General features: G+C 43.9%; 21 protein-coding genes, 1 pseudogene and 1 riboswitch. Of the genes and pseudogenes, 9 read left to right on the forward strand and 13 right to left on the reverse strand.

The genetic code is table 11. The features are described 5' to 3' along the window. Positions 1 to 643 precede the first annotated feature (643 nt). Positions 644 to 1,135, forward strand: a complete 492-nt coding sequence (locus R2X38_RS14905; RefSeq protein ID WP_317523091.1) for a copper chaperone PCu(A)C — start codon at positions 644 to 646, stop codon at positions 1,133 to 1,135. Positions 1,136 to 1,184: 49 nt separating this feature from the next. Here R2X38_RS14905 and R2X38_RS14910 read toward each other — a convergent pair whose 3' ends face one another. Next, a complete protein-coding gene (locus tag R2X38_RS14910) occupies positions 1,185 to 1,313 on the reverse strand; it encodes a hypothetical protein (RefSeq protein WP_317523092.1) in 129 nt (42 codons plus the stop codon). Between the two features lie 43 nt (positions 1,314 to 1,356). Between R2X38_RS14910 and R2X38_RS14915 the strand changes: the two genes are divergently transcribed. Beyond that, positions 1,357 to 2,106: an MBL fold metallo-hydrolase gene (locus tag R2X38_RS14915; protein ID WP_317523093.1), complete on the forward strand. Its 750-nt coding sequence runs from the start codon at positions 1,357 to 1,359 to the stop codon at positions 2,104 to 2,106. Positions 2,107 to 2,178: 72 nt separating this feature from the next. Next, positions 2,179 to 2,781 carry a sigma-70 family RNA polymerase sigma factor gene (locus tag R2X38_RS14920; protein WP_317523094.1) on the forward strand — a complete coding sequence of 201 codons (603 nt, stop codon included), beginning with the start codon at positions 2,179 to 2,181 and terminating at the stop codon, positions 2,779 to 2,781. A 69-nt stretch (positions 2,782 to 2,850) separates the two neighbouring features. Here R2X38_RS14920 and R2X38_RS14925 read toward each other — a convergent pair whose 3' ends face one another. Further along, positions 2,851 to 3,699 carry a MalM family protein gene (locus tag R2X38_RS14925; RefSeq protein ID WP_317523095.1) on the reverse strand — a complete coding sequence of 283 codons (849 nt, stop codon included), beginning with the start codon at positions 3,697 to 3,699 and terminating at the stop codon, positions 2,851 to 2,853. A 20-nt stretch (positions 3,700 to 3,719) separates the two neighbouring features. Beyond that, positions 3,720 to 4,964: a maltoporin gene (locus tag R2X38_RS14930; RefSeq protein WP_317523096.1), complete on the reverse strand. Its 1,245-nt coding sequence runs from the start codon at positions 4,962 to 4,964 to the stop codon at positions 3,720 to 3,722. 681 nt (positions 4,965 to 5,645) lie between these two features. Between R2X38_RS14930 and malE the strand changes: the two genes are divergently transcribed. Both malE and malF read left to right on the forward strand, forming a co-directional pair. Then, positions 5,646 to 6,827 (forward strand): maltose/maltodextrin ABC transporter substrate-binding protein MalE, encoded by a 1,182-nt coding sequence (gene malE, locus R2X38_RS14935; RefSeq protein ID WP_317523097.1) that lies wholly within the window; start codon positions 5,646 to 5,648, stop codon positions 6,825 to 6,827. Between the two features lie 75 nt (positions 6,828 to 6,902). Then, a pseudogene (gene malF / locus R2X38_RS14940) lies at positions 6,903 to 8,437 on the forward strand (maltose ABC transporter permease MalF); the annotation flags it as partial. Between the two features lie 8 nt (positions 8,438 to 8,445). Here the strand turns inward: malF and R2X38_RS14945 are convergent. Further along, positions 8,446 to 9,033: an AAA family ATPase gene (locus tag R2X38_RS14945; protein WP_317523099.1), complete on the reverse strand. Its 588-nt coding sequence runs from the start codon at positions 9,031 to 9,033 to the stop codon at positions 8,446 to 8,448. 309 nt (positions 9,034 to 9,342) lie between these two features. Here R2X38_RS14945 and R2X38_RS14950 point away from each other — a divergent pair, with 309 nt between their 5' ends. The 3 genes from R2X38_RS14950 (at position 9,343) to R2X38_RS14960 (ending at position 11,929) form a co-directional block, all read left to right on the forward strand. Further along, positions 9,343 to 10,362, forward strand: a complete 1,020-nt coding sequence (locus tag R2X38_RS14950) for a permease (protein ID WP_317523100.1) — start codon at positions 9,343 to 9,345, stop codon at positions 10,360 to 10,362. Between the two features lie 25 nt (positions 10,363 to 10,387). Further along, complete coding sequence (locus tag R2X38_RS14955) at positions 10,388 to 10,624, forward strand: thioredoxin family protein (protein ID WP_317523101.1); 237 nt, start codon at positions 10,388 to 10,390, stop codon at positions 10,622 to 10,624. Between the two features lie 82 nt (positions 10,625 to 10,706). Beyond that, a riboswitch (purine riboswitch) is annotated at positions 10,707 to 10,806 on the forward strand. 112 nt (positions 10,807 to 10,918) lie between these two features. Next, positions 10,919 to 11,929: an adenosine deaminase gene (locus tag R2X38_RS14960; RefSeq protein ID WP_317523102.1), complete on the forward strand. Its 1,011-nt coding sequence runs from the start codon at positions 10,919 to 10,921 to the stop codon at positions 11,927 to 11,929. 112 nt (positions 11,930 to 12,041) lie between these two features. On the opposite strand, the gene R2X38_RS14965 is transcribed toward R2X38_RS14960, so the two are convergent. The 3 genes from R2X38_RS14965 to norV are packed head-to-tail and all read right to left on the reverse strand — an operon-like array spanning position 12,042 to position 15,142. Further along, entirely contained in the window at positions 12,042 to 12,386 is a 345-nt protein-coding gene (locus R2X38_RS14965; protein WP_317523262.1) for a DUF1971 domain-containing protein, read from the reverse strand. 47 nt (positions 12,387 to 12,433) lie between these two features. Further along, positions 12,434 to 13,618: an NADH:flavorubredoxin reductase NorW gene (gene norW, locus R2X38_RS14970; protein ID WP_317523103.1), complete on the reverse strand. Its 1,185-nt coding sequence runs from the start codon at positions 13,616 to 13,618 to the stop codon at positions 12,434 to 12,436. A gap of 3 nt (positions 13,619 to 13,621) precedes the next feature. After that, positions 13,622 to 15,142: an anaerobic nitric oxide reductase flavorubredoxin gene (norV, locus tag R2X38_RS14975; protein ID WP_317523104.1), complete on the reverse strand. Its 1,521-nt coding sequence runs from the start codon at positions 15,140 to 15,142 to the stop codon at positions 13,622 to 13,624. Between the two features lie 225 nt (positions 15,143 to 15,367). Between norV and norR the strand changes: the two genes are divergently transcribed. Further along, positions 15,368 to 16,954, forward strand: a complete 1,587-nt coding sequence (gene norR, locus R2X38_RS14980; protein WP_317523105.1) for a nitric oxide reductase transcriptional regulator NorR — start codon at positions 15,368 to 15,370, stop codon at positions 16,952 to 16,954. 92 nt (positions 16,955 to 17,046) lie between these two features. On the opposite strand, the gene R2X38_RS14985 is transcribed toward norR, so the two are convergent. The 6 genes from R2X38_RS14985 to R2X38_RS15010 all read right to left on the reverse strand — a co-directional run bounded on the left by R2X38_RS14985 (position 17,047) and on the right by R2X38_RS15010 (position 21,641). Next, positions 17,047 to 18,390 carry a sigma-54 dependent transcriptional regulator gene (locus tag R2X38_RS14985; RefSeq protein WP_317523106.1) on the reverse strand — a complete coding sequence of 448 codons (1,344 nt, stop codon included), beginning with the start codon at positions 18,388 to 18,390 and terminating at the stop codon, positions 17,047 to 17,049. Between the two features lie 296 nt (positions 18,391 to 18,686). Next, positions 18,687 to 19,196: a hypothetical protein gene (locus R2X38_RS14990; protein ID WP_317523107.1), complete on the reverse strand. Its 510-nt coding sequence runs from the start codon at positions 19,194 to 19,196 to the stop codon at positions 18,687 to 18,689. Positions 19,197 to 19,204: 8 nt separating this feature from the next. Next, positions 19,205 to 19,879: a C39 family peptidase gene (locus tag R2X38_RS14995; protein WP_317523108.1), complete on the reverse strand. Its 675-nt coding sequence runs from the start codon at positions 19,877 to 19,879 to the stop codon at positions 19,205 to 19,207. 76 nt (positions 19,880 to 19,955) lie between these two features. Beyond that, positions 19,956 to 20,531 carry a hypothetical protein gene (locus tag R2X38_RS15000; protein WP_317523109.1) on the reverse strand — a complete coding sequence of 192 codons (576 nt, stop codon included), beginning with the start codon at positions 20,529 to 20,531 and terminating at the stop codon, positions 19,956 to 19,958. A gap of 156 nt (positions 20,532 to 20,687) precedes the next feature. Then, positions 20,688 to 21,023: a carbon storage regulator gene (locus R2X38_RS15005; RefSeq protein WP_317523110.1), complete on the reverse strand. Its 336-nt coding sequence runs from the start codon at positions 21,021 to 21,023 to the stop codon at positions 20,688 to 20,690. A 42-nt stretch (positions 21,024 to 21,065) separates the two neighbouring features. Next, a complete protein-coding gene (locus tag R2X38_RS15010) occupies positions 21,066 to 21,641 on the reverse strand; it encodes a hypothetical protein (RefSeq protein ID WP_317523111.1) in 576 nt (191 codons plus the stop codon). Between the last annotated feature and the right edge of the window lie 472 nt (positions 21,642 to 22,113).

Below are 22,113 nucleotides of genomic sequence, written 5' to 3' on the forward strand. Positions count from 1 at the left end.
CTATGCCGAATCATTACTAGTTCCCTGCTAAATTGCCACTTTGATCTCAAAAGCGCTACAAAAATTTAACCATAAAAGTTACATCCAGGCTTTTGCTTGATACTATCCTTGCATTGTCCACCAACACACAGTTCCATGCCGTTGCCCCCACCTTCATTTAAATCATTATTTACTTATAGAAAATTGATCAGTTTACTGGTGGCGGCTGCACTTATAACCTCCTCACTGCTTTCATCCGTCGTTGTTCTTAATCCTCAATTTTTCGCAAAAAACGCTGGATGGCTCACTGGTGAAAAAGTTCTTATCTGCACTTCTGAGGGTATAAAGTGGGTTTCTGCCTCTTCCCTTGAAAGGCACAACAACCATCAGGACCATAGTGAGCATTCAGGATTTAATGCCCACTGTCCTATTTTTAAACTGCATGACGGAAAAGGCTTTTCGTTCGATGGCGCCTACAATTTTGTAGGTTTTATCCAGTTTGTCGGGCACATAGGACACATTCAATCTCAACACCACGCTGTTGCACGTAAACTGTACCGAATTGCCCCCAAGCACTCTCCACCTATATCGATTATATTTTCATAAATTTAATATATTGATATCAAAGATAATTTTATTGGCATGACGCCAAATGGAGAACGTAATGAAAACAATAAAAAATATCCTGCTTGGAAGCCTATTCGCTCTAACCGCGACCGCCAACGCCCATGACTACAAAGCTGGCGATTTGCATATCGATCACCCTTGGTCGAAACAAGTCCCACCGACCTCTCAGGTTGCGGCAGCATTTTTCAACATCATGAACCACAGTAACACTGGTGATGAGCTCATCAGTGCCTCTTCCCCGATTGCAGGAAAGACCGAGCTCCATGCCCATATCCATGAAGATGGCATGATGAAAATGCGAGAAGTAGAGAAAATTGATGTACCTGCCCATGGTTCACAAATGCTCAAGCCGGGGGGTTACCATGTTATGTTCTTTAACCTCAAAGAAGTCCCAGAACTTGGTGAAAGCTTCCCGCTCACCCTTAACTTCAAGCAGGCCGGTGAGGTCAAGGTTGAAGTTAAAGTCGAGGAAGCCACCTATGTGCCTGAAGGTATGAAAGAGCAGAAGATGGATCATGACCAACACTAATTTAGTGCCATGAACTATTCAGCGCTGACAGCCTATCAGGAGCAGCGTTCTACCATTTAACATAGGCCGCCACCTGGCGGCTTTCTTTATCGAGCTCGATCATCATCCCCCACACATTCGGGCAACCATGCAATTCCCTGCTTGATTGGTCTGATGAGTTGTTAAATAATGATTTCATTAGGGAAAGGTTCAATAGCATGCATCCATATAGGGATATCAAGATGAAACTGCACCACATTAATGGCTACATCCAATCGATATACCTCGTTGAATACCGCTACGGCCTGTTATTGCTCGATGGCTGCTGCCGGGCAGATATCCCTATTCTGCTGGATTTTATTTCTAAACAGCTCAATCGCCCAGCCAAAGATCTAAAGCTAGTCGTGGTCACTCACATGCACCCCGATCATGCCGGAGCCGCACATCGCCTTCGAAAACTTACAGGCTGCGCAATTGCGGTTGCTAATGTGCCAGGCCACTGGTATCAAGGCATTGACGGCGCGTTAATGCATTGGACGGATTTACTGCTTGCGAGTTGGGTGGCAAAGCGAATGAAGAAACCCCGTACTAACTTGTGGTATAACGCCAAGTTAAAGCCAGACTATCTTTTGGATGACCAAGAACCTTTGCCCGGCTTCCCCGAATGGCAAGCATTGGCAACCCAAGGCCATACCGACAGGGATTTATCTTTATATCACAAGGACTCAGGCAAGCTTTACGTCGCGGATTTGATGGTGAAAGTCAAAGGGCGCTATATCCCGCCATTTCCTGTGTTCTACCCTAAGCGTTATCGCAGCTCGGTCGAGAAAGTAATCAAGCTCTCACCTTCAAGTGTGCTGCTTGCACACGGCGGCGAGATCAGCCCTGAAGCAGAGGATTACCAGCACCTACTGGAAAAGGCTCCAACAACGCCAGTCACCCATTGGCGATCGGTAAAAACAAAATTCAAACGTGCGATTTCAGCAACGTGAGTTGCCTGTTTTGGTATTCAATTTAACGTAATATCAGTACAAACGTTTAGCGCATACGGAAAGTGACCCACAATGAGCCAGACTCTCCCCAAAGCAGCTGACAATGCTGCCATACATTCATCAACAAACGCCCAGCCATGCTTAATGTCGGCGTGGTCTGAACACGCCCAACCTCTCAGCCACTGGCTAAAGGCAAAGTCTCACGACGAAGCCCTGACTGAAGATCTGCTCCAAGAAGTGTTTATCCGTGCGATGCTCAAAGATGCAGAATTCTGTGATATCAGCAATCCCCGAGCCTGGTTTCATCGTGTTGCCAACAACCTGCTGATCGACTTCAGCCGAAAGAAACGCCTTGATCCACTTGAGCAGGATATCGAACAAGAGACAAACTCTGAGGCGGTCATCGACACGCTTACCCAGTGCCTGGGACGAGTACTCACAGAACTCCCTGAGCCAGACAGGCAAGTTATCAAAGCCTGTGACATACACGGTATGACACAGCAAGAATACGCCAACCAATATGGCTTAACCCTTTCTGCGGTTAAATCTCGTCTGCTACGTGCCCGTGGGAAATTGAAGAAGCAATTGATGATGTCATGCAAAGTGAAGCTAGATGCTAATCAACAGGTTTGTTGTTTTACACCGCGGGATGAGAATAAAAAAGAAAAACTATGATCAGTTGAAGCCCATCGCGTTTCAACTGAATCATAGCTTACATCTAATCCATTGATTGCATTTAAGGTGCTAGTTGACACCCTTTTGGCTCTCAACAGCATTAATGAACGTCTCTCTGGCGTTAGGCACGCCTTTTTCTTCCGCTTCATTCAGCAAGGTAATCGCCTGATCCATATCACCTTGCTCCACGCTGTTTTGAATCGAATCCAGGTAGTCAATTTGCCCACTTAAGCTGGTGCTGGTATTGCTGGCTGGTCGGTAGTCAGGTGCATAATAGGCAGTGCCTTGATGACCTTGGCCTAGCGCCAGTGCCGTTAAATGTAGCTGGCCATACCTACTATGCAACGCCTTAAGATCAGGGATACTAGGTGGCTGGTTTCCTTTTCCAATTGCGAAAGCTTTGGCAGGATGCAGCACCGTAGTACTTCCTTCTAGATCCTCAGGAGTGGTATAGATTAAAACATTAACCTGCTCAGTACCGAACTTCGGTGCAATCGTAAACCGAGCCTGAACTTGGTCTCCTTGCAACAGCCTGGCTGGTATATATTTGAATTCACCCGATTCAATATGGTAAAGCACTTCCCCTTCGGGATCCGTAATCAATACATTTGGGTTGTAAAGGGTTAATTTGCTATCCACATAACTGGTCAGCACCATTTCTATCGGCGTACTCGTTACCGGAATAACAAAACTGGCAACTGGGCCTGTACTCTCATCACTGACCAGAACCTGGCTTTTTTCGTTAAACTCAAAATTGATATCTAACGGCATAGCCAATTCCTGCCAATTTAATTCAGCTGAAGAAACAACCCTGTTGCTGGCTGAGCTCTTGGCTTGAGTACTGACTTCGGGTATTGACGAGCAACCCGAAGTCATGACAAAGCACAGGGATAAAATTATGGTGATTGACTTAATCATTGCCTATCCCTCTATGCCTCTTACCACCAAGCTTCAACCTGAACACCTAAGTTGTATTCCGAGTCATCCGCTTCGCCAATCGAGTTATCTTCATAATCTTCTATGTAACTGGCATACACACGAAGTTCAGGACGGGCCCAGAAGCTGCTACCGGCTGACCAGGCTTGTGCGATGGTAAATTTACTCGCAGAGCTGTCGACATTATCCTTTTCTTCAGTAAACCAACCCGCCTCAAACACGGTCCGGTTATATTCATTCCATTTGTACATCGGGCGAGCAACTATGCTAAAAATGTCGTGATCGTCCTGGCTATCAAAAGTTGAACGGGCATAAACAAGCTGGTAACCAATTTCCCAAGTATCCGATGGAGCCATCACCCCCCAGTTAATAATTCGATAACCGTCAACACCATCATCTGAGTTTGCATCAGGAGAGTTACCCGCTCCCAACCCGGCCATTTGCTCACCAAAGCTTTCAGTAGCATATTGGAGAATGACTTTGTTCAAGCCACCAACAACATCATCCATGGTAAGCTCAGCGGTTACCATTAGTGGGTCTTCACCTACGCCCAACCCTTCATCTTTTTGGCTATCTGTTTCGTTAATGAAACCGTAATTAAAGCCAAGTTCAAGGTTGGCTCCATCCCAAAGTCCAATCTCGGCATACCGGATATCCAAGTTATTCACATTGACGTCTCCGTCATCTTGGCGAAGAGCGGCTAACGACAGTTTACCCGCGCCGGCAGAGATGTTCTCCACCCCCGCCCCTGAGCCTGAGGTATCCCAGTAGTAAAAATCAGTAATGTGAATGTCATGACGTTGATAGTAGCGCTTGCCTGCCCAGATAACGGCCCCTGGATCGCGTGCAATCAACCCTTCTGTCTGGACATTGAATTGGCGGATGGCAAACTGTGCATCATTGTCACAGGAGATACCGCCATCTGCATCAGGCTCCAATTCACAAGAGGTATTTGTCCCTTCAAAGTCATTACTACCGTCAGAGAGCCAAGCAGCCATTGAATCGACATAAAAGGATTTACCATTTTGGTTGTAAACCTCTTTGCCTAACTGGACTTCAGCATATAGGTCATCCTCGTTACCGAGTCGGCCAACTTTGTTGGACTCGTAACGAACCTGCTGGCCGTTATCCCCACTGATACCAATGCCTGCACGCATGTAGCCGTGAAAATCCACTTCTGCAACAACTGATGTAGAAACCATCATGGTCGAAATAACACCAGTCAATTTCAGCGTATGCTTTTTCATTTTTCGCGCTCCTATAATGGATCTTTTTATCTGCTATTTGTTTTATGTTTATTGTTATTCATTTTCCTTTCTAGCAAGCATAGCTAACCTAGAGCCACTAACCGTCCCAGTTCCCGATTTATTGGACATTTGCACTTTTTTATTATGTGATTAAGACAAAATATTAAATTTGATACTTTTTTGTGAACTCAAGAATATCACTTCAGCCACATAAACAATTGAAAATGAAGGATGTAATTAGCAACCATGAGAATTCACCTCAATCAAGAGAATATCTTAAAACTAAGAACTCACACACCTAAATTAAAAAGTTCCGAGAGAAAAACAATGATAAAACCATAATAGTCAATCTTGAACAACAATTGATTGAGTTAAACTTTACTAACAGTTGCAATAGTAAAATATAAACTTTTTTAATTCTTCACTATTCGAATAACTCTATCGACCACCTCTTCTACATTTACAACACGCACTCATCGCAAGCATCTAACGACATGACCAAAACGAAGGTCTTGATCGGTAGTTACCATTATTTTTTACTGTTTGATCAGCAAATTAAATTGGCAGCTAAAATGTGTCTATAATTTCTCAGGCATAACAAAATAAGTGTTCAAAAAGATCATTGTGCTGTAGAGGTTTTTCTACCACAAAAAACAATCACCACCGAGAAGGATACAAAAGATGAAAAAAGTCCTCACCACTGCAGCTTTTTGTACCCTTGCCGCAATTGGCTCAGTTAATGCGTTTGCAGCAATCGATGAAGGCCAACTTACCATTTGGATCAATGGCGACAAAGGCTACAACGGCTTGGCTGAAGTCGGTAAGAAATTTGAAGAAGATACTGGTGTGAAAGTTACCGTTGCCTTCCCAGACGGCCTGTCTGAAAAGTTCCCTCAAGTCGCTGCGGCTGGTGATGGGCCAGATATCGTATTCTGGGCACACGACCGTTTCGGTAGTTATGCCAAATCAGGATTACTGGTTGAGGTGAAACCCTCCAAGGAACTAAAAGATAAGATCATCGACTTTACCTGGGAAGCTGTGAAGTATGACGGTAAGTACATAGGCTACCCTATTGCGGTTGAAGCACTTTCTTTAATCTACAATAAAGATCTGGTTCCTAGCCCACCCAAAAACTGGGAAGACATTGAAGCCCTTGATAAAAAGCTTCAGGAAAATGGAAAAAAAGCGATTATGTGGAACCTAAAAGAGCCCTATTTTTCATGGCCTGTCATTTCTGCTGATGGCGGTTACGCGTTCAAGCTCACGGATAAGGGTTATGACGTCAAAGACGTTGGTGTTAATAATGCCGGAGCCCAAAGAGGCATGAACTTTATTAAATCACTGGTTGATAAAAAAGTTATCTCGCCAGATATGGACTACAACATTGCTGAGGCTGAGTTCAATAAAGGTAACGTAGCAATGACAATCAATGGCCCTTGGTCTTGGGGCAATATTGAAAAGTCAGGTATTAACTACGGCGTCGCGTTATTACCTGAGCTTAATGGCAGCCCTTCACAACCCTTTGTCGGTATATTGACTGCAGGAATTAGTTCCGTGTCGCCCAACCAGGATCTTGCCGTTGAGTTTATCGAGAACTACCTACTCACTGACGAGGGCTTGGGTATGGTAAATGATGATAAGCCACTCGGCGCGGTCGCACTGAAATCATTCCAGAATAAAATTGAAGAAGATGTCCGTATTGCCGCCACGATGGAAAATGCAAAGAACGGAGAAATTATGCCTAATGTGCCGCAGATGACCGCATTTTGGTATGCCCTAGGTAATGCTATTCAAAATGTTGTAGATGGTCGCCAAGGTGTCAATGAGGCATTAAACGAAGCAGCTGGTCACATGCTTAAATAATGGTTTAATAAAGTGAAAGTTTCCCCCTGTATTTATAACAAGGTGGCTAGCGTTTGAAATCACAGCAAGAAAGATCCAAGTTCGAAGTCCGTTGGTGGCTAAAATGGTCACTACTTGGACTAATCGGCACTGTAAACGGTTATGCGACCGTATTGATGTATGCACAAGGCGAAATCCCTTTTGCACTTCTTACGGTTGTCATCACTACACTGTGCCTCTACATTTTTGGAAGTAAAAGAACATACGCTCACCGCTATATCTTCCCGGGGGTTGTCGGGATGCTGGTATTTATCATTTTTCCTCTGGTTTATACCATTGGACTTTCATTTACTAACTACAGTGCTTCGAACCAACTAACGCTAGACAGGGCTCAAACTATTCTGTTGCAGCGCAGCTTCCAGTCAGGCAAGAGCTACCTATTCGATCTCTACAAGCTGGATACTGGTCACCAACTAATTATCAAGGCTGATAATGCCCTCTTTGCTTCGGAGGTGTTCGACATTTCAAACCCACCAGCAGACGATTTCATGAAACTGCAGGAGATTGATGCTGCATCGGGTGAAAAAGAAATCATTCGTACCATCGTCCAGAATCGCTCAAACCTGAACAAGATTGAGTTAATAATGCCAAACGGTGAACATATCCGCATGAGCGGCTTGAGAAGGTTTGCAGCCGAAACACCTCTCTTCACCGTCGAGGAGGATGGCCTAAGCTTGCTGAATAATCAAAATCAGCAGCGCTATAAACCCAACTTGGAAACGGGCTTTTATCAGCCTATTGATAATGAGGGCAACTTTGTCGGTGAATCCATTTCACCTGGCTTTGTAGTGAGTGTAGGAGGTGCCAACTTCGAACGTGTCATGACCGATGACGGAATCAAAGAGCCTTTCATTGGGATTTTCATCTGGACTGTTGTTTTTGCTTTTTTGTCAGTAGCCCTGACACTGGCCCTAGGGATGATCTTGGCCTGCATTGTTCAGTGGGAACCTTTAAAAGGCAGTGGTTTTTACCGGGTATTATTAATTCTGCCATACGCAGTCCCTTCATTTATTTCTATCATTATCTTCAAAGGTTTGTTTAACCAAAGCTTTGGTGAAATCAATATGATGCTCGATGCCATGTTCGGTATCAAACCGTCATGGTTCTCAGAGCCTACCCTGGCCCGGTTTATGGTCGTACTGGTTAATACCTGGCTTGGCTTCCCTTATATGATGATCCTGTGTATGGGGCTCTTGAAGTCGATTCCCGAAGACTTGTACGAAGCATCCGCCATTGACGGAGCTGGCCCAATACATAATTTTTTCATGATCACACTGCCATTGTTGATCAAGCCGTTAACGCCATTGTTAATTGCAAGTTTCGCTTTCAACTTCAACAACTTCGTAATGATCCAACTCCTGACTGCAGGCGGACCAAACATGGTTGGTACCTCAGAGCCAGCAGGCTATACCGATTTGCTAGTCAGTTATACATACCGTATCGCCTTTGAAGGCGGAGGGGGACAGGACTTCGGATTAGCCGGTGCAATTGCAACCCTGATCTTCCTGATGGTCGGTGGTATGTCGCTACTTAACTTAAGGCTTAGTAAGTCAACACTTGAGCAGGATTGACGATTCGCCTATTCCCGCTGATACCGGTTTATCACATTCTCAATCGTCATGATGCCAAACATGATTTTTCTGACAAATGACTCAGAGCTACCGACAAAATAGAAATTTGGGTGCCTAGCCCAAATATTTTGTAGGGCTACATCCAATCGTGCCGCCTGCTCTGAAGATTCACTCCGTACTGGATTATTACTGCTAATGTCATGGCCTGTAGCACCCGCAGACTCAAAAAAAATCACCGCATCATAACGGGATATTTCCTCTTCAAAGGTTGAGTTCACCTGCTTGAAGAAGTCTTTTTCGTTTCCCGGCCAATAGGCTAAACCATCCAGTGAGCCACGGTCACAAACCAACAATCGGTCTGGATGATGAGCCTTATTGATATCTTCCAGGTTTTTCTGCAGTTGGAAGATGGTCTTCTGGATCATTTTGAGTACTTGCTCATCTTTAGATCGCGTGATCCCACCAGAAAAAAGGACGGTTGCCGCCTCAGGGACAACAGCAATTTTGTTACCAAACTCCCTGCGAAACAAGTCCAGTGCTGTGGTTTTGCCACCACCCGGCCCGCCTGTTACGACCACCTTCAGCTGTTTTTTCATATTAAGCCCTATCTAACAACGCCTGTTATCAGCCTAGCCAACAAAAAGATTTGCCGCACTTAATCTGTGGTAGCTCTCACGATAATAATGAATAACTGAAACCCACACCTGAGAAAGAAATCCACGTAAAGTACGCCCGAAAAGGTATCAAATAACATTTAGAGTCATTGAAAAAGCCGTTTATTTGGGGATATTCCCCACCCCTTCTACTCGCTTAGGGGGCTTTTTCAATATTTCTAAAAAAATACGCATCCTTTTCTAGCCTATTTCGTCTTTATCAGTAGTTAGTCATTTTGCTAAGGACGACGTATGTTCCAAGTTTTCACCGATATCGCCTCATGGGCAGTGTATTCGGTATTGGGTCTATCACCTGACACTCAGCTCGCCGGAGCCCTGCACTTTTTCATTGACGACACGCTCAAGATTTTTGCCCTGTTGCTAGTGATGATTTACGCCATTGCATTAATTCGGGCTTCTCTCAACGTCGAGCGGGTGAGGGACTACCTCGCCGGTAAACACCGAGCGCTTGGGTATTCATTAGGTTCGCTCTTTGGTGCCATTACCCCATTTTGCTCCTGCTCGAGCATTCCTGTTTTCCTGGGTTTCACCTCAGCGGGGATCCCTTTGGGGATCACTATGGCTTTTCTCATTACATCACCGCTGATTAATGAAGTCGCGGTGTTACTGCTGGTGAGCCTTCTCGGCTGGAAGTTTACCCTTGTCTATATTGCGCTGGGAATGTCGGTTGGGATATTGGGCGGAATTTTCCTCGATGCGATTAAGGCTGAGCGCTGGCTACAACCTTTTGCAGCGAATGCCCTAAAACAAGGGCAGATAACACAACGAAATGGAACTCAAAGCAAGGTGGATACTACAGAGGCTGAAGCCCACTTCCCCCCTTTATCGTTGGCAGAAAGACACAGTTTCGCCAAACAGGAAGTGGTAACCATATTCAGCCGGGTATGGAAGTGGGTGTTCATCGGAGTCGGACTCGGTGCAGCCCTACACGGCTTCGTCCCAGAAGGCTTGATAGAGTCATACCTCGGTGCTGGCCAATGGTGGTCGGTTCCAGCTGCTGTTGTGCTCGGCATCCCGCTTTATTCAAATGCTACCGGTGTTATTCCCGTCATGGAAAGCCTAATTACTAACGGATTACCCATAGGGACTACCCTGGCTTTTTGCATGAGTACGGTTACCGCGAGCTTCCCTGAATTCATTTTGCTAAAGCAAGTCATGCAGTGGCGCCTACTTGCCACACTGCTTGCTGTTTTATTGGTGGCATTCACCGTGATTGGCTGGGTGTTCAATGCCACTTTCCCCATTTTGTAGTCACTATTTAACAAGGAACCAAAATATGAAAAATGTAAAAGTACTCGGCTCTGGTTGTAAAAACTGCGAAGTCACTGCCGAACTCATTAATGATGTATTCCAGCAGAAAGGCGTCGAGTTTGAATTGGAGAAAGTGCAAGACATGGCCCAAATCATGGCATTCGGAGTGATGTCGACACCCGCAGTCGTCATCGACGAAGTAGTTGTACACAAGGGCAGCGTACCTAAAAAAGAAAATGTTGAAAGCTGGATAGCGAACTAAAAGGCCTTGGCATCAGCATCCTCCCTATGCGATGATCACGGAAACGTTTGCTTGCACTATTTTGTGATTTATTACTACACTAATTGTAATAAGCAAACGGCTTCGTATAACCCCATTGATATGGTATGGGGGTCTCTACCAGAATCCGTAAAATTCTGATTACGAAGAGTTAAGCGCATGTGTGCTTTTCTCTTTGTATGTCAGTATCCGACACGACAGAAAAGCACCTTAATACTCCACAATCCATACGCCTACCACTGTAAGGCTTGTTTAGAATTATAATAAGGGCTTGATATGAAAGACTTTATTCAAGGATTACCTAAAGTAGAACTACACCTGCACATCGAAGGCACGCTTGAGCCTGAATTAATGTTTGAGTTAGCACAGCGCAACAAGGTGAACATCCCGTTTTCGTCCCCCCAAGCAGTACGCGATGCCTACCAATTCCATAACCTGCAATCATTTTTAGATATTTACTACCAAGGCGCCAATGTACTCATTACAGAGCAGGACTTTTTTGATCTTACCTGGGCCTACCTATTGCGTTGTCGTGAGGACAATGTAATCCATACCGAGATCTTCTTTGATCCGCAAACCCATACCGAGCGTGGAATTGCCTTCGAAACAGTGATCAACGGCATCACTCGAGCGCTCGACCAAGCCCAATCTCAGCTAGATATTTCAAGCCAATTGATCATGTGTTTCTTACGTCATCTTGATGAAGAAGCAGCCTTTGAAACACTAGAACAAGCGATGCCTTTTAAAGATAAGATCATCGCTGTAGGCTTGGACTCCTCTGAGCTGGGTCATCCACCAGAAAAGTTTGCCCGTGTCTTCCAGTCTGCCAGAGAGGCTGGCTTCCTAACCGTTGCCCATGCAGGCGAAGAAGGCCCAGCCCAAAATATACTTGATGCCATTTATATGCTGGGTATCAGTCGCATTGATCATGGAGTGCGCTGTGTTGAAAACACAGAATTGGTCAGACAGCTTGCTGAGAGCCAGATGCCCCTGACTGTCTGCCCGCTTTCCAATATAAAACTCAAGGTGTTCGACAATATGGAGCAACACAATATTGTTGATCTGCTTGAAACTGGGCTTTGTGTCACGATCAACTCGGACGATCCAGCCTACTTTGGCGGGTATATGACCGACAACTTTGTTGCGGTAGTCGATGCACACCCAATCAGCCATCAGCAGATCGCCCAGTTCAGTCTCAATGCCATCGAAGCCAGTTTTATCGAGAACACCCAAAAAGTGACATTGTCACAGAAGGTAAGAAAATACCTGGCTAATTTTAATGCCTGAGATCTGTTACTGCTCTATGGTGCGATCAGCAATGTATCGCAAAAAAAAAGTACCCCTAAAAAAAACAGCCCGGCAATAACCGGGCTGCTTTCTTAAGGGACCATAACCAGAGTTAGTCTGATTTCTTGGCGTGGAACATTGGCTGGCCCGATTTATCCCCTTCTGACCAGAAGTTAATATTGAACTGGGCGTCATCACTCATCTCAATGCGATGCCAATATTGTGGTGGGCTTGTTGCGAATTGCCCGGCATTGATAACCACCTTCAGCTCTGGCTCTGTTGCTTCACTGTTGGCGAAACCATAATAGGTAACTGTCCCTTCCATAACACACAGCTGACCAAATACACCTGCCGCAGTATTATGGTGACTAAGTAAAGCAGGTGGAACATTATCTTTGGTAAAGAAAGGCGTAGAACGCTGAACTGTCCAGTGCGCGGAAATTCTTTGATGGCTCATGCTTTGATGGATCATAGAAACCTCTACTTAATTTTCAACTAATTATATTAACTGTTTAATTCTTTCAACAACGGGAATGCATTAGGTAAATGCTGCTGGGTAACCACATAACCGGTTAACTGCCCATTTTCATCCAATGTTTTTACAGTACTACCGGATGCATTAGCTTCTATCTGCCAACTCAAAGCATCACTGTCATTCCGGCCGACATTCTGCCCTGCAAGCTGAATAGGAAACGCTGGCGTTTTAACTTTTACCATCATGTTTGGCAGCACAAGCACGGTTGGTTGGCCTAGCAGAGTTTTGGCTAATGCATTGGCACTCAACAAAGCCGGTTGCAGATAGGCCAATACATTGCCATTTATCTCGGCGCAGTCACCAAGGGCATAGACATCACTATTGGAGGTTTGCAGATACTCATCAACCACGATGCCTCGGTTAACCTTAAGACCAGCATTTACTGCTAGTTGCGTGTTAGGCTTTAAGCCCGCAGCTGAAATCACCGCATCAACCTCGAGCACCTTACCCGATGCCAGCTCAACATGTATCGATGCAGTCGGTGCCGATGCCGATGCCGATGCCGATGCCGATACTGATGATATGCTTTCAACCTTGTCAGATAAGCAGATTGATGTGCCTTGGGAAGCCATCACCCTTTCAAGCTTTATGGCAACCAACTCCGGCAGCTGATTGGCCATCAAGGCTTGGCACGGGTCGATAACAACAACGCTCTTGCCACTAGTGGCAAAATCCATCGCCAACTCAGTTCCGATAAGACCGCCACCGATGACAGCAATGCGATTTGCTTGCTGCAAGGTATTTTCTGCACCCTCGTATTCCGATAGGCTATTTAGCGTTAATACTCGATCTGCCGCATCACCACTGATAGGCGGAACAAAAGCCTTAGCACCTGTTGCCAGGACTAATTTTCCATATTGGTAACGCTTCCCATCCACTTCAAGGTACTGTTGTGTGGTATTAACAGCTTCAACATGACAATTGGCATGCAACTCGATTTGGTGTTCTTGAGCAAAGTCTTGTCCGCTCATCCGAATCAAATCACGCGCCGTTTGTTTTTTAGACAATACGTTGCTCAAATCAGGTTTGTTATAGTCATGGCCGTCGTCAGCCGTAAACACCTGGATTGGCATCGCCTTATCTTGGCGACGAATTGCTTTAACCAGTTGGTAAGCGGCAAAGCCACTACCAATTATTACTAGGGGTTGTACCATGATTTACGCCCCTTTCACCGGTTCGAAAACATCTTTGCCCAAACCGCACTCTGGGCATAAGAAGCTCTCAGGGATATCAGACCAGCAAGTGCCAACTTCAATCCCTTGATTCACCTCACCCACTGCAGGGTCGTAGATCCAGTTACAAATGGTGCACAGCATCTTCTGATTATCTGACATTGATTGTTCTGCTGGTGCTGGCTCTGTGACCACAAGTGGCGCGGCATCGTCAAACTCAACAGTTTCTTTCTTCGGCTCTTGTTTAAGCTCTTCTTGTATAACTGGTTGTTGAGGTTGAGTTTCCAATGGTTGAACCGGCGGCAAGGTTTTCAATGCCCATTGTTTAGCAATCATACGGCCATGTTCACGACACTCACGCATCGCTTTGCCATCAGGTTTCCATTTCGCTTTCAGCCCAACAGTTGTCTCAAATCCTGCATCTGTGAGGCGTGAATGTATACGGTCCACCGCGCCACCATTCCAGCCATAGCTACCAAAGGCACCGGCTTTTTTATTCTTGAAACGAAGCCCTGTAATTTCCTCAAGCATGCCGGCAACTTTCGGCATCATGACGTTGTTCATGGTCGATGAACCCACCAAGATCCCTTTAGAACGAAACACATTGGCGAGAATTTCATTCTTATCCTGACGCGAAACATTAAACACTTTGACGGCAACACCAGGATCAACATCGTGGATCCCCTGGGCGATCGCATCCGCCATCATTCGGGTGTTATTGGACATGGTGTCATAGAAGATCGTAATGCGATCTTCCTGGTAGTTATCAGCCCATTCTAGGTATTGGTGAACGATCTGGGTCGGATTATCACGCCATACAATACCGTGCGAAGTGGCAATCATGTCTACCGGCACGTTGAAGCTTAGAACCTCATGAATCTTGGCTGTCACCAAGCCGCTAAACGGGGTAAGGATGTTGGAGTAGTAGCGCAGACACTGCTCCATCAATTCATTCTGATCGACTTCGTCGTTAAACAGGCGCTCATCGCAGTAATGCTGGCCAAAAGCATCGTTACTGAAAAGCACAGCATCACCGGTTAGGTAAGTCATCATGCTATCTGGCCAGTGAAGCATTGGCGCTTCGATAAAGATAAGTTGCTTGCCGTTACCGATATCTAGTGTGTCGCCGATTTTAACGACATGGAAGTTCCATTCTGGATGGTGATGGTGACCAACAATGGAATCGACCGCGTTTTCTGTACAATAGATTGGTGTGTTAGGAATACGAGCCATTAACGCAGTTAGCGCACCAGAGTGATCTTCCTCTGCGTGATTGATAACGATATAGTCGATCTGCTCCAGATCGATTTCCATCTCAAGATTTTGGATAAACTGCTGGCTAAAGCGGTGGTCTACAGTATCAACAAGAACCGTTTTTTCTTCACGGATAAGGTAACTGTTGTAACTCGTCCCCTTGGTCATTTTGTATTCTGTTCCGTGGAAGTCTTGCACTTCCCAGTCACGTTGGCCTACCCAGTGAATGTTATTTTTAACGTGAATTGTCATCTTGATACCTTATCTATTGCTATATCTATTGCGATGGGTGCGACATGCCACCCGAAATCTAATTAAGGTATTGCACCGACCGTGCCAACTTTTTAAATCATTGATTTAGATGAATTTAAAAATATTCACCATAAGAACAATGTCATTTTGACAATTTAAGATTACTGTCAAATAAACAATTAAATGTCATAATGACAATATTCCAATAAGAAAAGCGCTACCAATATGAAAAACACCCCCAAGGAATTAACCCAGCTTGCATTGGATCTCACCCAGGGCATTTCCAGCCAGGACAGGTTTGATCGATTACTCTCTGTGATTAAATCTCTTTTTGGCTGTGACTCATCGGCCCTGCTCGCATTCCGAGACCAACATTTTTCCCCACTGGCGATTAACGGGCTTTATGAAGAAGTGCTTGGGCGTCAATTTCATATTGATGAACACCCTCGACTGGAAGCCATCGCTAGGGCTGGCGACATCGTCCGTTTTCCACATGACAGTGATCTGCCCGATCCATATGACGGACTAATTCCCAGCCATCAAGGGAACCTCCATGTTCATGCGTGTATTGGCCTCCCACTTATCGCTAACGAGTCACTCATTGGTGCATTGACCATCGATGGTTTTGACCCTCACCAGTTTGACCAATTTAGTGATGATGAGCTTAGAGTGATCAGTGCTCTCGCTGCGGCAAGTTTGCATACCGCACTCTTAATGGAGAGGCTGGAAAGCCAAGTGGTGAACATGCCAACATCCCAAGGCACAACCAATTTCCAAGCCGGTAAGCTACCTCAGACTGGCAAAGTGGAAATGATCGGTAAGTCTAAGGCCATGGAGGAGCTCAGAAACCACATTCAAGCCGTTGCTGCGACAGAGCTAACAGTATTAGTCACTGGGGAAACCGGTGTGGGTAAAGAGCTTATCGCCGCATCCATCCACCAAGCTTCACACCGAAACCAACAGCCACTGGTTTACCTCAACTGCGCTGCACTGCCAGAGTCCGTTGCTGAGAGCGAATTGTTCGGTCATGTGAAAGGGGCATTTACCGGTGCCATTAGCGATCGCAAGGGCAAGTTTGAAATGGCAGATGGCGGTACCCTTTTCCTTGATGAAGTGGGTGAACTGCCACTCGCTTTGCAAGCGAAGCTTTTGCGGGTGTTACAATATGGCGATCTGCAACGAGTGGGTGACGATAGCGTATTGAAAGTGAACACCCGAATTGTGGCAGCCACAAACCGCTTACTGCACGAAGAAGTGAAAGAAGGGAAATTTAGGGCTGATCTCTACCACCGTTTGAGTGTGTTTCCCATTATGGCTCCACCACTTAGAGAGCGCGAGAACGATATATTGCTTTTGGCTGGCTTTTTCATGGAACGCTGTAAAAGCAAACTTGGCATTCAATCCATGCGCTTGAGCCATGATGCTGTAGTACAACTCAGTACGTATTCTTGGCCGGGCAATGTTCGGGAGCTTGAGCATGCCATCAACCGGGCATCTGTAGTGGCAAGGGCTGAATCTAATGACCTGGACTTCATTGAACTCCAACCTCAGCATTTTGCTTTCTATGCCGAGTCTGGAGAGGAACCAGTGTTAGCTTCCACTAGCACTGATACCTCCACCGAACAGCATGGAAAAAGCCCAATATCAGTGGATACCAGTATTGGGCTTAAAGATGCAACCAACCACTTTCAGTACCAGTTTATCGATGACTGCTATCAACGAAACAACCAGAACTGGGCGGCAACAGCCAGAGAGCTTGAACTAGACGCAGGAAACCTCCACCGCCTAGCCAAGCGTCTTGGATTAAAGTAACGCCATTAGACGATGAAGGTGAATTACACTGAAAGCACACATGCACAAAAAAAGACCCTGAACGGGTCTTTTTTCAAAAGGAATATTAAACCTCAATCCCTTGCATATCCATTATTATAATGACGGACGTCCGGTACAATATTATGCTTATTAAGCAATCTGTACATTGTTGCTCTTGAAACCCCCAAGTCTTTTGCTGCTGACGCCACTTGTCCGCGGTGAGTTTCTAGAACAGCTACCAGTACATCTTTCTCAGCTTCATCTTTGATATTCCGCAAGCTCTGTTTCAAGTTCGATTTACTCGGTAAATCAAAATGCTCGGCTTTAACTTCGTTACCTTCTGCTAGCAAAGCAGCTCGCTTAACCTGGTTAATCAACTCGCGGACATTACCAGGCCAGCTATAACGTAATAGCAGCTGCTTCGAATCTTCTGAAAACGAAGAGGCCATCGTGCTGTACTCACGTGCGAACTTGGTCAAAAAGGTTTCAGCTAACAAAAAGATATCTGAACCACGTTCACGTAGCGTTGGTACTTTAATATGGAATACATTCAGACGATAAAACAGCTCTTTGCTAAATAACCCATTGGCTACTGCAGCTTCAAGGTCGGCACTTGTGGAAGCGATGATACGCACATCTCCAGAAGCCTCACCTTCCAGGCTCTCACAGCTCGGAGCTTGAAGATAAGCCAACAATGTTTCTTGCATCTCTTTTGACAACTCATCAACGTTATCTAGCATGAGTGTGCCGTTAAATGGCGTACCATCTTCCTGACGATAACTTCCATCTAGCAGAGCCATATTGTCGTCATCTTGATTCAAAGCTGCACAGTTAACCGCAATAAAAGGAGTATTTTTACGCTTTGATAGGTTATGAATGGACTTGGCAATCAACTCTTTACCCGTACCGTTTTCACCCGTAAGGAATACATTGACTTCAGTCATCGCAACACGGCGGACCATATCACGTAATTGCTTAATGGATTTTGATTCACCATAAAGCCCCATGTCGTGCTGAGAGGTGATCTCAACCCAAGAGCTTGACTCAATTTCAAGCATCCCCAATTGGTGGCCAATAGTGCTGAGCAGATGGCTGCTTGGAATAGGTACGGTAAAGTAATCAACACAGAAGTTATTAATAAACTGACAGATAGCATCGGTTTTCAATTGTTCCTTTTTGATAATCGCTATCCATTTAACTTGTTTAGTTTTATTTGCCCTCAATGAAATGCTGTTTAAGCTAAAATCATTATTACTTAAATCAACAACACAGATACACGGACTGTATTCTTCCAAGATTGAATCAACCGTACGTAGATCATAACAACAGTGGGTTTTCCATCCAGATTGTTCTAATAGCGCAATCCAAGGTTCGTAGTTACATCCTAGAGCTACTAAACGACCATCTATTGATTTATTTTGACTTTGAGTCACCATCGAAGTCACCTTCTATCAACTTATATTTATTTTGGTTGTATTGAAAATATAGGTGACATTTTTGTGTTGTGATGCGTTTCAAATATAAGAAATTCCATTAAGACAATTGCAACCCTTAGAAAGTACAGTTAATTCATTTATTTATCAATAACTTAAAGAAATAAAAAAGACATAAAAAAAATTGAACTTTTCATCATTGGTAAGAGTTTTACTAGAAATAAAAAAAAGCATTGTTAAGAAAACAATGCTTTCAATGACAAAAAAGTACATTACCGCAAAATTTTAATGCAAACTGTTTAATATCCGTTCTGTAATATCGCGTGCTCTAGGCGGTGATTGAATAAACTTTGCCGGTTGTAGTTTTTCACATCGGCTTCAATATCCAGAATTGTCTGGGTTTGGATAGAGACATTGTCTTTGGTATTTTGAACGACATAACCGATCGCATCATCTTTCGTATCAATGTTAGCGACATTACCTGCACCGTAGCTGAGGATCTTGAGGGGGTCGCCATAATCATAGGTTTGAGTGCCATCTTGACTAGTGAGCACGCCGTTGCTGATTGTAAAATCAGCGACATGGCTCGAAAGGACCGTTTCGCCATTTAGTTGGGTTTTAACCGATAAACCAATATTAATGACATTATCATTAATGGAAACAAACCCACCTCGAAGCGATGACATTTCAACATCTGATAATGTCGTTAGACCCAATTCATCGATAGAAAGAAATCCAATCGATGCATGTGTGATGAGAGCAGAGCCCCCAATCGCTGATGCAACAAATAATCGTGTTAACCTTTTCATACTAGCCTCTAATAATCATTACTACCAGGCAGAGTAATACTAAACGTTGATAGTGAGTCTCTGACAACAGCCTCTGACATGGGAGATGAGTTATATATATTATAATTATCTGCTGTGATGAAACTTCCTCGTCCTTGCTCTACCCTGTTTTTAACTAATAAGACTGTACCTTTATATACCTGCTTGAAGTCTTTAATTGGTATTAACAGCGTTCCTCTTGATGGATCACCTAAAATGACATTTTCCTGATTTATGCCTTTTATAACAACAAAGTGCATATAACCATCAAAATTAACAATTGTAATTGCCGGAATACGTAAGTCATGAAACTTATCAAGAGGAATATTATACCCGTTTGCATCTAAGCCTATGGAATGAAGATATTTTTTCATGTCAAGCATCGAGAAACCTTGCTTCTCTATCTTGTCTTTATCTCCATGTTTAAACATAAATTCAAAAATAGTGCTTTCTTGAGATTCGATATCATAGTGGTATGTCAGTAAAGAGGCTACAGCAGCAGAGCCACAGCTGAAATCATATTGCTGTCTAAATACATCACCGAAAAGTTGATCTTGGTAAGACTTCACTTTGACATTGTATCCCCCCCTTGACGGAAAATAGTCAAGAGCATAGACACTTGATGATGCTAACGCACTGATAAGCAGAATAGTTGATTTTTTCATATGTTCACGCCTATCACACAATACCCAATAAAATATCATTCAAGCAAAGCAAGAAAGGGCCTTTCGGCCCTTAATCTTAATATGAGCCGCCACCACCAGGGAGGGTAGCTCCACCTGAGCCAACAAGCGCTGCGTTTGTACTTGTTGTTTGTTGAACCATGGAGTTGTTACCCACGTTCTGACCCGCAATGTTGATACCAGAAGCACCTTGGTAGCCAGAGTACATAGTATTGGTTTGGTCGATAACAATATCGGATGCGCTCCCCTTACAGCAAGCACCGCCGTATGTCACTTCTGTTCCCATGACCGCACCGTCAATTTTTGAATAAGCTAGCAGTTTCTCAACTTCAATAGTGACTTTTGTGTCATGCTGAATTTTCTTTTCAGAGTTGTTTTCGTACAATGAATCATATTGGTTACCGACATGCTTCATGATTAATTTATCATCATCTTTATCGGCATAGTAATTATCTGTGTAAGTTTTTTTGATGTTTGCTTCGGCATTAAGTGTCAAGTCTTTATTAAAGCTACCCTCAATGGTGACATCATCGATATCGTCATAGCCGTAGCCGTAGCCGTAGTCGTAACCGTCAGCAAAGGCCATTGGTGAAGCAATAATTGCTGCTAAAAGCATAAGATTTGTTTTACGCATGATTAAACTCCAAATTTGTAATTATGTTTGTCAAATCCATTTGCTAATTGTAATCTCACAAATATTTAAATAAACCAGAAGCATTCTTGTTGCGCCCTGCGAAACCAGCATTTAAGTGGCTGCTGACATAAAATGCCAGCATAGATAGACTAACAATTACTTCAATGTCAGGTTTATTACGGTTGCATTTTGAATTAATACATTATTACCGGTATTTTGTACGATATTATATACCCCAGATGAGTTGCTTAACGCATTACCATCAAGCACATTGTTACCTGTTGTATTATTATATGCACTATTATTACTAACATCGCCATACATCTCTGACTGAGCGAGAAGATAATCAGATTCTAGTTCATACTCCCCACCTCGAGAGTGGGTCATAAATTCTTCACTCAGCTGCTCAGAGCTTGCTAGAATATCCAACTCATCAGCAGCAGCTGTATTATATGAAATTAGCGCAGCTACTATCAGTGTTAAATATTTCATGACATCCTCCTGAGAGCTGCCGAAGCAGCCCTCAGCTATGTATTAATTACCAGCCAATGCAGCGTTAGTACTAGCACTCTGTTGTACCAGAGAGTTATTACCCGCATTCTGACCTGCAATGTTGATACCTGATGCACCTGAGAAAGCGCCTGTCATGTCGTTAGACTGGGTTACCATCAAGCTTGATGGGTCAGATGAGCCGTAGCCGTAGCCTTTGCCATAACCACCCTTGTCGCAACAAGCACCACCGTACTCGACAGATGCATATCCAACATGACCGTCAAGCTTAGAAGTGGCAATATTGTAGGTATGCATTTCACTCAGCTCGAAGTTTGACGTATGCTCAAAGACGCTATTGTCAATCCACTCTTTATTGTATTTGTTGTTCACATCTTTCATGTAAAGAGTGTCATCATCTGAGTAGTATTTGTGATCGACTGTATATTCTTTGTCAACATCCAAAGTTAAGGTCTTATCAATCGTTTTGTTGAAAGAATCTGAGACCGCAACATCTTTGCCATCGTCATATGATGGGTAGTAAGGGTTATAATAATCATTCGCTAGCGCAAGTGGTGAACTAACAACTGCTACTAAAAGTGCGATATGTGTTTTACGCATGGTCATACTCCAAATATATTTAGTAGTTATTTTCTTATAATCACTCGCATGTGTTTGCGAGATAACTTAACTATAGTGTTGGCAAGAAATGACCATGTATTATTTTTAATAATTTTTTGTCCTTTTCATTATTTAATTTTCCTTTTAATTCCTGCAGCTTATAAGGTATAAAATTTGAAAACCATTCTCACTTTTTCAAATTTAGGAATTCCAGCTCAATTAATTTACATTGTTTTTTCTTCTCATTATTTAGAACGCCCTCTCAACTAATAAACACACTTCTAATTTTCTCATCAAAGAGAAACCTACAATTTTTTCTCAAAAACAAGACTAATAATAAGATTCTTGATTACCATATAATTCTCACCTCTACTATTCTTTTCTTATCTAGCAATATGATTTTTTTATTGCATATATATAAGTAAAACTATCAACACTTTTTTGGGTATGCTAAACGTATTAAGTGAGGAAA

The organism is Photobacterium rosenbergii, from assembly GCF_033022775.1.
In the GTDB taxonomy this organism is placed as follows: Bacteria; Pseudomonadota; Gammaproteobacteria; order Enterobacterales; family Vibrionaceae; genus Photobacterium; species Photobacterium rosenbergii_A.